The sequence below is a fragment of the Candidatus Pseudomonas phytovorans genome, from assembly GCA_029202525.1.
In the GTDB taxonomy this organism is placed as follows: Bacteria; Pseudomonadota; Gammaproteobacteria; order Pseudomonadales; family Pseudomonadaceae; genus Aquipseudomonas; species Aquipseudomonas phytovorans.
Genome location: CP119325.1, coordinates 2,769,571 through 2,782,285 on the forward strand (window position 1 = coordinate 2,769,571; position 12,715 = coordinate 2,782,285).

General features: G+C 58.3%; 16 protein-coding genes and 1 pseudogene. 11 read left to right on the forward strand and 6 right to left on the reverse strand.

Annotated elements, in window-relative coordinates; translation table 11 throughout:
* Positions 1-40 precede the first annotated feature (40 nt).
* The 6 genes from P0Y58_12230 (at position 41) to P0Y58_12255 (ending at position 3,130) form a co-directional block, all read left to right on the forward strand.
* Positions 41-370 carry a hypothetical protein gene (locus P0Y58_12230; protein WEK32918.1) on the forward strand — a complete coding sequence of 110 codons (330 nt, stop codon included), beginning with the start codon at positions 41-43 and terminating at the stop codon, positions 368-370.
* A gap of 459 nt (positions 371-829) precedes the next feature.
* A complete protein-coding gene (locus tag P0Y58_12235; protein ID WEK32919.1) occupies positions 830-1,111 on the forward strand; it encodes a hypothetical protein in 282 nt (93 codons plus the stop codon).
* 373 nt (positions 1,112-1,484) lie between these two features.
* Positions 1,485-1,706 (forward strand): hypothetical protein, encoded by a 222-nt coding sequence (locus P0Y58_12240; protein ID WEK32920.1) that lies wholly within the window; start codon positions 1,485-1,487, stop codon positions 1,704-1,706.
* Between the two features lie 316 nt (positions 1,707-2,022).
* Positions 2,023-2,325 carry a hypothetical protein gene (locus P0Y58_12245; GenBank protein ID WEK32921.1) on the forward strand — a complete coding sequence of 101 codons (303 nt, stop codon included), beginning with the start codon at positions 2,023-2,025 and terminating at the stop codon, positions 2,323-2,325.
* 106 nt (positions 2,326-2,431) lie between these two features.
* Positions 2,432-2,692: a hypothetical protein gene (locus tag P0Y58_12250; GenBank protein WEK32922.1), complete on the forward strand. Its 261-nt coding sequence runs from the start codon at positions 2,432-2,434 to the stop codon at positions 2,690-2,692.
* A 33-nt stretch (positions 2,693-2,725) separates the two neighbouring features.
* Positions 2,726-3,130 (forward strand): DUF3224 domain-containing protein, encoded by a 405-nt coding sequence (locus P0Y58_12255; GenBank protein WEK32923.1) that lies wholly within the window; start codon positions 2,726-2,728, stop codon positions 3,128-3,130.
* Positions 3,131-3,632: 502 nt separating this feature from the next.
* On the opposite strand, the gene P0Y58_12260 is transcribed toward P0Y58_12255, so the two are convergent.
* The 3 genes from P0Y58_12260 to P0Y58_12270 form a co-directional block, all read right to left on the reverse strand.
* Positions 3,633-4,502, reverse strand: coding sequence for a hypothetical protein (locus P0Y58_12260; GenBank protein WEK32924.1), 870 nt, complete (start codon positions 4,500-4,502; stop codon positions 3,633-3,635).
* A gap of 296 nt (positions 4,503-4,798) precedes the next feature.
* The gene (locus P0Y58_12265; protein ID WEK32925.1) at positions 4,799-5,212 is read right to left on the reverse strand and encodes a hypothetical protein; all 414 of its coding nucleotides are present in this window, start codon (positions 5,210-5,212) and stop codon (positions 4,799-4,801) included.
* Between the two features lie 14 nt (positions 5,213-5,226).
* Entirely contained in the window at positions 5,227-5,988 is a 762-nt protein-coding gene (locus P0Y58_12270) for a hypothetical protein (GenBank protein ID WEK32926.1), read from the reverse strand.
* Positions 5,989-6,097: 109 nt separating this feature from the next.
* On the opposite strand from P0Y58_12270, the gene P0Y58_12275 reads away from it, so the two are divergent.
* On the forward strand, positions 6,098-6,358 hold the full coding sequence (locus P0Y58_12275) for a hypothetical protein (GenBank protein ID WEK32927.1): 261 nt from the start codon (positions 6,098-6,100) through the stop codon (positions 6,356-6,358).
* A 22-nt stretch (positions 6,359-6,380) separates the two neighbouring features.
* Here the strand turns inward: P0Y58_12275 and yejK are convergent, their stop codons facing one another.
* From yejK to P0Y58_12290, 3 genes and pseudogenes are all read right to left on the reverse strand, one after another.
* Complete coding sequence (yejK, locus tag P0Y58_12280) at positions 6,381-7,391, reverse strand: nucleoid-associated protein YejK (protein WEK32928.1); 1,011 nt, start codon at positions 7,389-7,391, stop codon at positions 6,381-6,383.
* A 77-nt stretch (positions 7,392-7,468) separates the two neighbouring features.
* On the reverse strand, positions 7,469-7,717 hold the full coding sequence (locus P0Y58_12285) for a hypothetical protein (GenBank protein ID WEK32929.1): 249 nt from the start codon (positions 7,715-7,717) through the stop codon (positions 7,469-7,471).
* Positions 7,718-7,798: 81 nt separating this feature from the next.
* Positions 7,799-8,026, reverse strand: a pseudogene (locus tag P0Y58_12290) (hypothetical protein).
* Positions 8,027-8,316: 290 nt separating this feature from the next.
* Between P0Y58_12290 and P0Y58_12295 the strand changes: the two are divergent.
* The 4 genes from P0Y58_12295 (at position 8,317) to P0Y58_12310 (ending at position 12,715) form a co-directional block, all read left to right on the forward strand.
* On the forward strand, positions 8,317-8,898 hold the full coding sequence (locus tag P0Y58_12295) for a hypothetical protein (protein WEK32930.1): 582 nt from the start codon (positions 8,317-8,319) through the stop codon (positions 8,896-8,898).
* Entirely contained in the window at positions 8,876-10,801 is a 1,926-nt protein-coding gene (locus tag P0Y58_12300; GenBank protein WEK33321.1) for a phage terminase large subunit family protein, read from the forward strand. Before P0Y58_12295 ends, P0Y58_12300 begins: the two co-directional genes overlap by 23 nt.
* 110 nt (positions 10,802-10,911) lie before the next feature.
* Entirely contained in the window at positions 10,912-12,081 is a 1,170-nt protein-coding gene (locus P0Y58_12305; GenBank protein WEK32931.1) for a baseplate J/gp47 family protein, read from the forward strand.
* The gene (locus tag P0Y58_12310) at positions 12,074-12,715 is read left to right on the forward strand and encodes a DUF2313 domain-containing protein (protein ID WEK32932.1); all 642 of its coding nucleotides are present in this window, start codon (positions 12,074-12,076) and stop codon (positions 12,713-12,715) included. Before P0Y58_12305 ends, P0Y58_12310 begins: the two co-directional genes overlap by 8 nt.

Sequence of the window (12,715 nt, forward strand, 5' to 3'; positions counted from 1 at the left end):
TGTAGCCTGTAATGACAATTCATCACTTCTGGGCCCATCCATGCGTAATCGCGGTAAGGTTTACTGGGATTGGGCCAACCCGGAGTTGCATTTCCGCAACTACGATGAGCGCTTGTCCTGCGGCACCCTGATCAACGTCCAGGTGCGTACATCCACCCTCAACGTCACTCAGCTTTTCTTCGGCATCTACGGCGCGAAGGGCCTGTTGCTGCTTGAGGAAAACCATCCAGATTGCCAAGGCCAGACCATGACCACCGCAATGGCCTGGGGCCTTCAGCGTGCCTGCGACTGGATTAGTGAGATGCTGCCTGCGCCCACCACCCCACTGCCCAAACCGCTTCCTCGCAGAGGCTCGCGTTTTAACCGATAACGATCCTGGTCAACGGAACGCTCGTAAGAACGCATCAGTCGTATCTCAGTCAGAGCATTTGAGGCGCCCAGTCGGAGAGAGTGATGAGCCTTCAGTCTTCAAGTCATGACCTATAGGTGCACTCGTATCTCGGATACCAGGCATCCATCTATGTTCTCTGGGAGCCAGACTTCAATTGCCCCACGGGGATGCTGGTGGAAGTCGGTCGCCCTGGTGGGATCACGCGCGCGCTAAGGGTGCGCAGTGGGTTCGCCTCTTCGGAGGAAGCCGTTCTGGCCGGCAAGGCGCTGGCTCAGCAATTTGTCGAAACCGAGGCTACTCGGTCTTGATTACCTTGTTTGCCTGTAAGAAGAGGGATCGTGAAGGCGCACTCTTCGCGGGCGAACCCCGCGTAGGCACTTGCGGAATTTTCAAAGAGCCCCCGCTGTCCATTCCGCACTTGTTCATGGAGTGGCACTGATGAATGGACCGCAGCTTTACGTAGTAGAGTACCGCCTGCATGGCATCTATAAGACCTTCATAATTCGTCTGGAGCGAATGGATAACGCTGAGGCTTGGCATTGGGCGAGTTGCGATGCGGGCCTTGGTGTGATTCCACGATTTGGGCAGCAGAAAATCAAGAAGGTCAGCAGGCCCATAGCAGAGAGCCACGGAATAACCGATGTCCGGTGGTGGGTTTCCGGACAGGGTGAAGAGTTCAAGCCCATACCGATTGATCCCAAAAATTTCAGCCGAGAGTGATGGTGCAATGCCGCTTTTTGTCGCCGGGCCTCCAACGGTACGTGTCCGTCGGTATCAAGTGCGTGTTTAGACTCTGCTCGGGTGGAATAGAAATTGCTGACTGCAAAAATTGGAGGATGCCGACATGCTTCCGCGCGATCACTACTTGATGCTCCTTGCGATTGCAGTCGTGGTGGTAATTGATGTGGTGGCCTTGTTTCTTTATTTGAGACGCAAGCCGTGACACCCAAATTGCCGGCCTCGGCGGACGAAGCATTAGCGCACGCCGCAGGTCCATGCGTGCAGGCGCAGATCCTGCCGAGGTTCGCAGTAGTGGCAATTTGATGTCATTTGAGCTATTTGTTGTGGTTCTAACTCAGCGAGTTGAAGCCCGATGGATCGCGAACCCACCAACCAGGAAGTCGCAGACGTTGTTGGAATCGAGGTAGACCAAGTCAAGCAGTACCGCGACTCAGCTCTGCAACTCGGCGATGGCTCCTGGCTTGTCCACTTCTCCTTCGATATGCCGCGCGAGCTTCGGCACAGCTTCACCGGAAGCTTCACGGCAATAGTCGCGGAGCCTCTTGATGCAATTGACGAGAGGTCGCTGGACTAAGCGGTGAGGCGTGCCACTATCGCACCGCACTGGGCCTAGAGGCTTCACTGCTGGTATGCCTAGATTCTCAGCAGATTCTGAACTTCAGGGAGCAGTAGAGGCTCTGAGATTGGTGAAGCGTTCTAGACACACTGCGCACTGACCTCAAGACCTCCTGCGGAATAACTGAAATGTTTTCGGAAGATTTTCACGGCGCGCTTCTGGTGGCCGAAGCAGTGATAGCGTTCACCGTGCTAGCTGTCGCATTCCACTGGAATCGTGGTGCTTGAGCCATCAAAGGGCCACTAGGTGAGCCCTTTCGAGTGGTAGCTTTGTGATGTTGGAGCTGCTTGATCCGTTCTGGCGTTCTATGGAGAGAACTGAAATGCTCACCGTTGGCGTGGTCGAAAAGATGAATCAAGATCGTATTGCGATCTGGGTTGAAGCGCAGGCCGGCTACACCGTTGTGAGAGTCCAGTCGTCCGCGCTAATAGAGCAGGGCGACGTAATTTGCTGGCAGGATCGCTTCTCAATGGGGCCTTGCACCTACTGGAATGCCACCAAAGGATGGGAGGCTGAGGTGAGTGTGCAGGATCATGATGTGCCGATTGACCTGCTCCGACAGCAACTCTTCGCATGAGCGTATGATCAAGCCTTTCGTCCAGAGTGGCCGGCTTGCAGCGGACGGCTACGTGGCAGTGGTACATTAATTACTGGCGGCTCAAAGCCGCGTTAGGGTTTGACTGATGAACACTCAGGAGTGCGAAATCGAGCGGCTCGAGAAGCTCTGGCTTGGTTTCTATGACGTTATTTCAGTGGCTCTTGAAGACGGAAGCGAATTGCCGATCTGGGCGGTTGATCGCGACCAGCCTGCTGAGTACACGAAAGCTGATTCTGCCAAGCTGCTTTTAGTGTCAGCCAAGCCGATCACCAGGCAGTGCGCCCTGGAAGCCCAAGCACAGCTCAAAGCTCGAACCGAGATTGGCTGGTTCTTTGACATTGAGTAGTCATTTTCTAGCAGCTATCAAAAGGCTTTCGAAATGCATTACACCGCCATAGGTCCGTTCGACATCACGCTCAATCCGGAACCTTTGAGTAGCGTCGCTGAACAACCTGGCCTCCGCCGATTGGCTTTGGACAAGCAGTTCCAAGGTGATCTAGAAGCGACCAGCCAAGTAGAGATGTTGTCTTTCCGCAGCAGCGTTCAAAATTCGGCCGGCTACGTTGCCATGGAAGTTGTGCATGGAACCTTGCACGGTCGCAGCGGGAGCTTCGTACTTCAACACAGTTCGTCTATGAATCGAGGAACACCCTTCCAGTCCATCACTGTGGTACCTGATTCCGGAACTGACGCGCTGTCGGGGCTGACCGGTAGCATGGTCATCACGATCACCGATGGGCAGCACTCTTATAAATTTGAGTATGCGCTGCCAGACCAATCCTGAAGGCTGGATGGCTGGCAGTTCGGGAGATCTTGGTAGCGTAACGATCTGGTAGGCCCTCGGGTTGAAGCCTTCCCTGTGTTGCTGGATCGGTTTTCTGTGGGCATGGGGGACCTCGCATTGTCAGCTATCCTGAAATGCTTATTGGGTAGGGGGTCTCTATGGCAACTGACGTGATAGTGGCAGTACAGTTCGACGACACAGGCCGGCCGTTGAACTTCGAGCTCGCAAGTTACTCGGGATATGGGGCTAGCCCAATTGAAGGCGGCAACCGGTTCGAGCTCGCATCGTGGGTCGCTGAGAAAGTTCTGAATGGGGCGAAGTTTGATACGTTGATAAACACGGGCTCTGGCTCAGCGCTGGCTGGCTATCTAACGGTTGTTCAAGGAGAGCACGGTGAGCCGATTTTTGGCATAGATGACCGTCTAGGTGTAGGGAGAACGCTGCAGGATCTACGGAGGTTCAAATAGTTACCGGTGGCAGAGCGTTGGGCCTGGTACGAAACTCAATCTCCGCACATGCAGTCGATGAGGTCGTCGTTTTCGGCGAAGTCCAGGTCTAGCGGCATCTGGCGGCCGAGCTGGTCAGCCATCCAGGCCAGCGCTTTGTAGTTGGGACGGTCGCGGCGGAAAACCTGGCCGGTGCGCTCTTCCGCCTCGATCCACCAGCGGGCCGTTTTAGGGTTCTCGATGATTGCCCGGATGATCTTCTCGGGTGACTTGAGGAAGCAGAGATCGCAGTTGCCCAGGTCAGAGTCGATGCCAAGGTCGAAGAGTTGTCGCGCCCAGAAGCTGTTCACGTCGGCCTTGAGCACGCCCGCGTGATACATGGGTGTCACGTTCTCCCACCGGTTACCGCCTTTCTCGTTCGCCGCCATCATGCGGTGGTAACGCCGAGGCTCATCCGCCCGGATACCAATGATCGCGTCCCATGAGGTCAGGCCGACCACATCTCGCATGTACCAGGTGCTGGCCTTGATCTTCATTCGATCCGTGCACATCCGGTTCACTGGGTTCGGCAGGATGGGCGGCTCACCCTTTTCTTCACGCCGGTAGTCGGTGTAGTACTGCAGCATCAGGTCGAACGGCTCGCCGTTTCGGCTGGCCGCCTCGTGGCTGACTACTTTCCAGCTGAGGCCCTGGCCATACACCCCGTCAAACTCCAGCCAGGTGATGGGCACGTTCCAGTGGCGCTGGCACTCCCGAATGAAGTCGAGCGTCTCCTCCCGCTCTTTTCCGGTGTTCTGGAAGGTGACGTGAACCCCTTCGGGCAACTGGCCGCCGTGCGCTTCGAGTATGTGGTACAGCATGTACCCGGAACTGCGTCCGCCACTGAAGCCGATCTGCGCCGGCCCAGTGATCTGGTAGGGGTTCATGGCAATCTCCATTGCAGGCGCCGCCCTCGCCGGGGAGGCGTTATCGTTGAATAGGGGAAGGCGCTGGCGGGCAGCGCGGCGGAAAGCCCACAAGAGGAAGGGCGGTCAGAAGAGGCGGATCTTTAAAGGTGCATACCGTGACAGAACTAGCTGTCCACTTTTTGGAGATCCGCCCGATGAAATACCTTCGCTTGATCCTCGATATCCTCGAGGCCCTCTACCACATCGCCGTTCTTATTCAGCAAATTCTTAGCGGAGGATATGTCGCATGAGTTCAGAGAGCGCCTCGGGCCGTGTCAGGCAGCGCGAACTTTGAAGCTCAGCATGGCGGTGGCGTCGTCGTTGAAGCACTCAGCCAGTTCTTGATACACCCGGTACTTTGCCTGGCTGCGAGTAGCGGCCCACACGCGCTGCACGTAATGGCGGGCGTCACCCAGCATGTACCGGACGTCATCCCAGTCGTACATGCAGTTGGTGAGCACTTCCCACTCCTTGAGCGGCAGCTTATCGGCCATTTCGCCGTACTGCATCTCCCAGGTGGGGTGGTAGTTGCGGATGCGCTTCTTGGGGTCGCTGTCGAGGATGACGCCGATGTAGTTCCCGCGGTCGGCCATGATGATGCCGGGCTCACCATTGGCGATCACGCGTCGCCCAACCTCGGCCGGCACATCGTAGGTGCGGCGAACGTAGTCGCGGTTGTAGTTGCTCATGAAGTACTCCTTGGTCAGGCGGCTTTCGCTTCTGTCTGCTGGGCGACAATGGCCTTGGCTGCATGGTTGATCAGGTACAGCCGGTTGATCAGGCTGTCCCGCGGCTTATCGATGCTGATTTCCCAGTAGTCGCAGCCCAACCCCAGCTTTTCGTAGTAGGCGCTCATGAACAGATGGGCCTGCTCGACATAGCTGATGTCGCTCGCCTCGCTCAGTAGCTCGTCCAGCTTTTCCCAGAAGTCGTGGCCGTCTTCGCCGTACGCGATTGCGGCGAATTTGCTATCCACCAGGTCGATCAGCTCCTCCCACCGGCCGGCCTCACCGACGCCACCGTCGTTTCGCGCCCACTCTGGTAATAAGCCGTACTGCTCTTCGTCATTGGTGTTTTCGCAGATTTGGCTGCAGACGCCGGTCACGATCGCGGCGCGGAAGGCATCCTCATCAAACTCGCGTTCGCGGCAATGCTCTTCGAGCTTCGAATGGATGTAGTAGCCGATGTCGTCCCCGGCCAGGAACTCGATTCCGTAGGAGAGACCTACGTTGAAGGTCAGGCCGTCGATGTCGCCGACAGTGGCGATGCCGAATCGGGTGATCAGGATGTCGAAGGCGTAGCAGGTGGTGCGCGGGGCTTTACAGCGCCAAGCCTTCAGCTGATCAGTGTCAGCCAGGACTATGTATTCGTGGTCCTTCAAGCACTCGGCGGCACGTTCGCGGCGCTTGGCCTCTTCCGCTTTGCGATGGGCGATCCATTCTTGGTGGCGTTGTTCGTCGTTCATGGCTTTCTCCATGCATGCGCCGCCCTCCGTGGCCGGATGCGGCATCGTGTTAAACTGGTTGGGTTATGGCGTACGGGCCACGGTTGGCAAGCGCGTAAGGGGTTGGCTTATGGCTACACAAGAATGCGAAATAGAGCTGCTGGATAAGCAATGGCTCGGCTTCTACGACGTGATTGCGGTGGCACTGGAGGACGGGATTGAACTGCCGATTTGGGCGGCGATTAGCGACCGTCAGAACGGGCCGTCCGACGAAGACTTTGCCAAGCTTCTGCTGGTCTCAAGCACCCCGATCACGCGGGAGCGTGCCGTGGAGATCCAGGAGCAGTTGAAGGCGCGAAGCAAGAACGGCCGGTACTTCGACATTCGCTAGGCCGGTGCTAAGTGCCAGAGCATCAAGCGTCCGAAGCGCGCTTCAGTTGATCGACCAACTGGGTCGGAACCCCCTTGATCATCAGGGTGCCGGCCTCTCGGTCAAACTCGACCTTGTCGCCCAGCAGATGGGCCTCAAAGCTGATCGACATTCCCTCAGCGCGCCCGGTGAAGCGCCGGTACTGCGTGAGGGTTCGCTTGTCGGCGGCGAAGCTCTCGGCGATCCCGTAGTCGCCAGACCTGATGAAGTCGGCGAAGGTCTTCGGCCTGTCCTCATCCAGCGCTTCGGAAAGATCGTCCAGGCTAATCGGCTCGCCCAGCTTGCCCTGCGCCTGGGCGTATGCCACCAAGTTCTGGCTTTTCTCGCTGGCGGTGTCGCTCGGCAATTCTTCAGCATTCACGAAGTCGGTGAAGGCCTTGAGCAGGGTGCGCGTTTCGCCTGGGCTGTCGATCCCTTCCTGGCAGCCGATGAAGTCCTGGAAGTAATGGGAAATCCGCTTGCCGTTCTTGCTCTTGATGAACGAGATGTACTGCCGCGATGCCGGGTTGTTCTTCCACTCGCTCAGGTTGATCCGGGCTGCGAGGTGCAGGGCGCTGGTGTCCAGGTGGCGCGACACGGACACGGTGAGGTCATCCCCAACCGAGATCGTTTCAGCCTGGCGCAGGATTGCGATGGTCAGGTAGTCGGTCATACCTTGCTGGTACAGGGCGAACAGAACATGGCCGCCAACGGCCAGATTGGACTCCTCCATGAGCCGGGTCAGGTGTTCGACCGCGGTTCGCGTGAAGTCGATGAACTGCATGTCGCCGCTGACGACCTTAGCCAGCCAGCCGCTGAGGGGGTAGGCGCCGGATTCGCCGTGGAAGAAACCCCAGGCTTTGCCGGTCTTGGCGTTGTAGCCGTCGTTGACATCGTGCACCAGGTTTTCGATGGCGCCGCCTTCCGGAAGGCTGGCACTGGCCATGTGCAAAACCGCTGGGCTGCCGTCCGGTTTCTTGTCGATGAAGTGCATCACTGCGTGGCGAATGGGCATGGGTGATTCTCCGTGGCCGGCATGCGGCATGGTGGCAATGGGTCTGTTTTGTCGGGATCGCCTGTCACGGCGACATGTCACGTTATGCGAATCAGCTTTTCGAGCTGCTTGTCCGTGAGGCGATCGGCGCCGTGGATGAGGCGCGAAATCAGGTCCTGCTCTTCCTCGATCCCGCCGCGGGCCATCGAGCGTTTAAGCGCGTTGTCCGTGTTGTGATATAGGTCCGTGACAATGCGGCGTGACAGCAAAAGGGCTTCGCGCTCCTCATTCGTCAGCTTGTCCCGCTCGCGCTGTTCTTTCTTGCGCTGGGTTGGTGTCTTCGCCATTGCTGAAACCTCCCAAGCCGCTGGGCGGCAAATTTATGTGCTGCTGGCGCCGGCCTTGTCGCGCTCGGCTCTTGACTCGATTCATGCTGCTTTCTGCTGATTCCAGGCGCCGACGGCGGCAAAGACCTTTGCGGCCTCAGATTCGTCCAGCGCTGTGTCAGTGGGAATTGCGATCCAGCCGGCCGCCACCAGGTGGTTGGGGTTGGCGGTGGCCCGCAGATCCATGTAGGTAGTCTCGATCACGTCGGTCAGGTGATCGGCGCGATAGTTGCCCTGCGGCACGATCTCGATCGACTTGTGGTACCGCTCAACTACCGCCGCACAGCTCAGGAAGAAATCGCCAGGCATCAAGCCTCTGCGTTCAGGGAGGGTCTGGCAAAAGCCCAGGCAACAGCCAGATAGCCGACAGGTCGACCTGAAAATGACGGGCCTTGGGTCGATTCGCCGTCAGCGGGCGCAGGGAAGGGCATAAATACCCTCTTAGGCCCCCTATCGCGGGTCCCTCCTGAGACCCTGTGCACCGAGGGCATTGCGCGGCTCGGTGCGTCCCTAGCTGAACAGTTTTCAAATTTGGGTAACAGGTAACAGGGCAGAGGCGCATGAATCAGAGCGAATTCGCAGCACTCCACGGCGTCAGTCGCAAGACGGTCACCAAGTGGAAAGAGCGCGGCTGGCTTGAGTTTGCGGCCGATGGTGCCTTGGACGTCGACGCCTCAAATGCCCTGATCGCGAAGTACCGCCGCGACGGGGTCGATGTTGTTACCCATCAGGGGTCGGGTAACAAGTCCTCCCTCCAGAAAACCGGCGTTACCCGAGCTGCTGCGCGGGTAACAATCGAGTCAGGTGAGACCCCTGACCAGGCTGTCGCCAGGATCATGATCGCGACCGGCGCCGACATGAATATTGATGAGGCGCGCCGGGTCAAGGAGAACTACCTGGCCCTCCGGGCTCAGCTTGAGTACGACCAGGATGCTCGCTTGGTGGTCGCTGTCGAGGATGTGGCGAGGGCCGTCGGCGATGAATACGCCAAGGTGCGTTGTCGCTTGCTGTCGATCCCTGCCGAGCATGCCCCTAGGATTTTTCGCTTCAGGTCAGTTCTGGAGGTCCAAGACGCCTTGCACGGTGTCATTGTTGAAGCGCTGGAGGAGTTGACCCGTGATGGAGGTGGGATTAGCGCCTGAGCGCCGCTATGCCGAGGGGTTCTTGGCCCTGCAGGCAGGCCTGCTGGAAGCGCGGCGCCGTAATATCCAGCCCCCGCCCAAGCTGAGCTTGAGTCAGTGGGCGGCGAGATACGCGGTACTGTCCCGAGAAACAAGTGCGCAGACCGGCAAGTTTCATGCATTCCCTTATCAGAACGGCATCATGGACGCGATCACAGATCCGGCCGTGAATATGATCACTGTGCAGAAGTCGGCCCGTGTCGGCTACACCAAGATTCTCGATCACGTCGTCGGATTCTTCATTCACCAGGATCCGTCGCCCTTGTTGGTGGTCCAGCCCCGGGTTGAAGACGCCGAGGACTACAGCGTCACCGAGATCGAGCCGATGCTGCGCGACACGCCGGAACTGGCGGAGATCGCAGGCGACCTCAAGCGTAAGGACTCCAAGCAGAAGATCGCCAAGCGCGTTTTTCGTAATGGCTCATCAGTCAGCTTTGTCGGTGCCAACAGCCCTGGTGGCTTTCGCCGGATCACCGCTCGCGTGGTGTTGTTCGACGAAGTGGACGGCTATCCCATCATGGGGGCCGGCAAGGAAGGCGATCAGATTAAGCTGGGCATCAAGCGAACCGAGAGCTTCTGGAACCGCAAAATCGTCTTGGGTAGCACACCCACGGTCAAAGGCGACAGCCGGATCGAGAAAAGCTATGCCAATAGCGATCAGCGCAAGTATTACGTGCCCTGCCCGCATTGCGGCGAGTACCAGGTACTTGAATGGGGCGGACCTGATACGCCTTACGGGATCAAGTGGGACAAGGACGAAAACGGGGTGGGCATAGCCAGCAGCGCGTTTTATGTCTGCCGGGCAAACGGCTGCGTGATCCAGGAAGAGCATAAGGACGACATGGTCGGTCGCGGAGAGTGGCGAGCGACCAAGCCATTCGATGGGCATGCCGGATTCCATATCTGGGCCGGCTACAGTCTTTTCGTCAACGCGGCCTGGGCCCTGCTGGTGAAGGAATGGCTGGAGGTGAAGGACGATCCGCTGATGCGACAGACCTTCATCAACCTTGTGCTGGGCGAAACCTATGAGGATCGCGGCGAACATGCGCTGCAGGAAGACCGCCTGGTCGCGCGATGTGAAGTATGGCCCTCCGAGGTGCCGGATGGCGTTGCAGTCATCACTGTAGGCGTCGACACCCAGGATGATCGTTTTGAATGCGAAGTTGTAGGTTGGGGGATGAACGAGGAAAGTTGGTCCATCGACTTCGAGGTCATCCATGGCGACATGGAAACACCCGATCCTTGGAATCGCCTAGATGCCTATTTGCAGCGCATATGGTACCGATCCGACGGTCGCGGATTTGAAGTCATGGCGGTGTGCCATGACTCCGGTGGTCACCACACCCAGAAGGTCTACGAGTTTGCCAAATCCCGGATCGGTAGGCGTGTCTGGGCGATCAAGGGCGAGTCAGCAGTGGGCGGTAAGCGTTCACCTGTGTGGCCTACCAAAGTCCCGAGCAAGCGCAATAAGTCAGCGTTCAGACCTGTAATTATTGGGGTGAACGCTGCAAAGGACTCGGTTCGGTCGAGGCTGCACCTGACGACGCCGGGCGCTGGCTACATGCACTTCCCCGTAGAGCGGGATATCAACTACTTCGCTCAGATGACGGCTGAGCGCTCGGTGCGTAAGACCTCAGGTGGACAGCATTACCGCGTGTGGGAGCTTCCAAACGGCCGCGCCAACGAGGCGCTTGACTGCCGTGTGTATGCCTATGCAGCCCTCTGCGGGTTGCTCCATATGGGACTCAAGCTGAACAAGCGGGCCGAGGACGTCAATGCGTTGATCGGCCTGTCCGTGCCCAAGCCTGTTATCTCAGCGCCGGACCTGCCGGAATCAACTGCGCCAGATCCGGTACACGGCTGAAATAGTGCGCGACAGGGTTTATGTGGCCCCCAAGGACTCTACGTCAGCACAGGCGACTATTTTTCAGTTTGCAATGCGCGGATGTCGATAGCTCCGCCCTGCACAGTTAAGTGAAGACCCGCCTTGGCGGGTTTTTTCGTTATTGGAGCAACGATATGCCTTTCATGCGCCCGACACTCTCGGACCTGCGAGCGCAGGTTTCCGCCGACATCACTGCAGGACTGCCCACCGCGGATGGCCTCCTGCGTTTTTCGAACCTCGGCATTCTCGGCACGGCCGTCGCTGGCCTCGGCCATTTGAACTATGGCTATCTGGATTGGATTGCCAAGCAAGCAGTGCCCTTCACCGCCTCGGCGGAATACCTTGAGTCGTGGGCAGCCCTGAAAAAGATCTACCGCAAAAAAGCGACCGCAGCCCAAGGGCGGGTCACGCTGTTCGGCACTCCTGGCGTATTGATCGATGCGGGCACCGAGGTCGTGCGGAGCGATGGTGCGGCTTTCATCAGCAGCGTTACGGTACCGGTGAGTGGTAACGGTCAAGCCGTCATCACCGTTCAGGCGGCCAGCGCGGGCGACGATGGCAATACGGCCGTCGGGAGCGCCATGACTTTGGGCTCGTCTATCACCGGCGTACAGTCAACCGGCGCGGTCAGTGGCGTAATCACCGGTGGTGCAGATCAAGAAAAAGACGACTCACTGTTTGCTCGGATGCTCGATGCATTCCAGAACACTCCTAGAGGGGGGGCTGGCGCCGACTACGTATCCTGGGCAATGGAAGTTAGCGGTGTTACTCGTGCCTGGTGCGCTCCGGGTGGATATGGTGCCGGGACGGTAATTGTGTACGCCATGCTCGATGATGCCAACGCTGAGCACGATGGGTTCCCGCAAGGTGCTAGCGGGGTATCGGCTGCGGACCCTCGCGCTACGCCCGACAACACTGCCACAGGCGATCAACTGATCATCGCCAATCACTTGTTCGACCTCCAGCCGGTCACTGCCATGGTGTACGTGTGCAGCCCGGTACCTCGTGCCGAGTCGTTCACGTTCACCGGCCTGGCAGCCGCATCGACGACAACTCGCGCCGCGGTCGAGGCCGCGATCCGCGAAGTACTGGCGGAACAGGGGGCGCCCAAAAATGGATCGATTGTTGAGCTGTCGGCGATAGATTCAGCGATAGCGGCTGTGACCGGTACAGCCGGTTTCGTGATGACTTCACCGATGCAGAATATCGTCAACGTGCTGGGCGAGCTGCCGGTGCTGGGTACGGTGGAATATGGCTAAGTATGCTCGCGACGATTTCACCGCTGCGCTGCTTAGCCTGCTACCGCGTGGCCGGGTCTGGCCCAAAGAGCTGACCAGCGTACAGGCGCAGGCTTCAGGGTGTTATGCGCCCACCTTTGAACGCATCAGCGATACTGCCGTCGCCTTGCTCGTCGATGCGTTCCCGGGTACGACCACGGACTTGCTGACCGAGTGGGAGGCGACCTTGGGACTGCCGGATGCTTGTACCGCACCCGGTTCGCAGACCTTTGTAGAGCGTCAGGAGGCGGTGGCCGACAAGATATCGGCGTCCGGCGGGCCCCAGCGACCCTATTTCATCCAAATCGCCGCTCGGTTACGCCTGAGCATGACAATTAATGAGTACGAGACCCTTACCGTAAGCAACGGTCTCGTAGGCTCATTTCTCTATGGCGACGGCTGGCCTTGGTCCTGGCTCGCAGACTTGCCTGTCGCAGCCTACGGAACAGTGGCGGCCAACACGCTCAATTGCCGCCTCCAGACAGAGTCCCCAGAGTACACCGATGTGGTGCTTGGATTTGGTCAAGAGGTAGTGACCGACATTTTCAATAAGGTGGACCAGCTGTTCAACGCTGTCCATTACGTGATCCCCGCCGCGATATCGGGGGAAGGCTAA

What these genes read in the sequence shown, in the direction of transcription:
- P0Y58_12270 (WEK32926.1), bottom strand. Translation starts at nt 5,988, where the DNA reads ATGAACGACGAACAACGCCACCAAGAATGGATCGCCCATCGCAAAGCG.
- yejK (WEK32928.1), bottom strand. Translation starts at nt 7,391, where the DNA reads ATGCCCATTCGCCACGCAGTGATGCACTTCATCGACAAGAAACCGGAC.
- P0Y58_12275 (WEK32927.1), top strand. Translation starts at nt 6,098, where the DNA reads ATGGCTACACAAGAATGCGAAATAGAGCTGCTGGATAAGCAATGGCTC.
- P0Y58_12235 (WEK32919.1), top strand. Translation starts at nt 830, where the DNA reads ATGAATGGACCGCAGCTTTACGTAGTAGAGTACCGCCTGCATGGCATC.
- P0Y58_12300 (WEK33321.1), top strand. Translation starts at nt 8,876, where the DNA reads ATGGAGGTGGGATTAGCGCCTGAGCGCCGCTATGCCGAGGGGTTCTTG.
- P0Y58_12250 (WEK32922.1), top strand. Translation starts at nt 2,432, where the DNA reads ATGAACACTCAGGAGTGCGAAATCGAGCGGCTCGAGAAGCTCTGGCTT.
- P0Y58_12310 (WEK32932.1), top strand. Translation starts at nt 12,074, where the DNA reads ATGGCTAAGTATGCTCGCGACGATTTCACCGCTGCGCTGCTTAGCCTG.
- P0Y58_12285 (WEK32929.1), bottom strand. Translation starts at nt 7,717, where the DNA reads ATGGCGAAGACACCAACCCAGCGCAAGAAAGAACAGCGCGAGCGGGAC.
- P0Y58_12260 (WEK32924.1), bottom strand. Translation starts at nt 4,502, where the DNA reads ATGAACCCCTACCAGATCACTGGGCCGGCGCAGATCGGCTTCAGTGGC.
- P0Y58_12255 (WEK32923.1), top strand. Translation starts at nt 2,726, where the DNA reads ATGCATTACACCGCCATAGGTCCGTTCGACATCACGCTCAATCCGGAA.
- P0Y58_12295 (WEK32930.1), top strand. Translation starts at nt 8,317, where the DNA reads ATGAATCAGAGCGAATTCGCAGCACTCCACGGCGTCAGTCGCAAGACG.
- P0Y58_12240 (WEK32920.1), top strand. Translation starts at nt 1,485, where the DNA reads ATGGATCGCGAACCCACCAACCAGGAAGTCGCAGACGTTGTTGGAATC.
- P0Y58_12230 (WEK32918.1), top strand. Translation starts at nt 41, where the DNA reads ATGCGTAATCGCGGTAAGGTTTACTGGGATTGGGCCAACCCGGAGTTG.
- P0Y58_12265 (WEK32925.1), bottom strand. Translation starts at nt 5,212, where the DNA reads ATGAGCAACTACAACCGCGACTACGTTCGCCGCACCTACGATGTGCCG.
- P0Y58_12245 (WEK32921.1), top strand. Translation starts at nt 2,023, where the DNA reads ATGTTGGAGCTGCTTGATCCGTTCTGGCGTTCTATGGAGAGAACTGAA.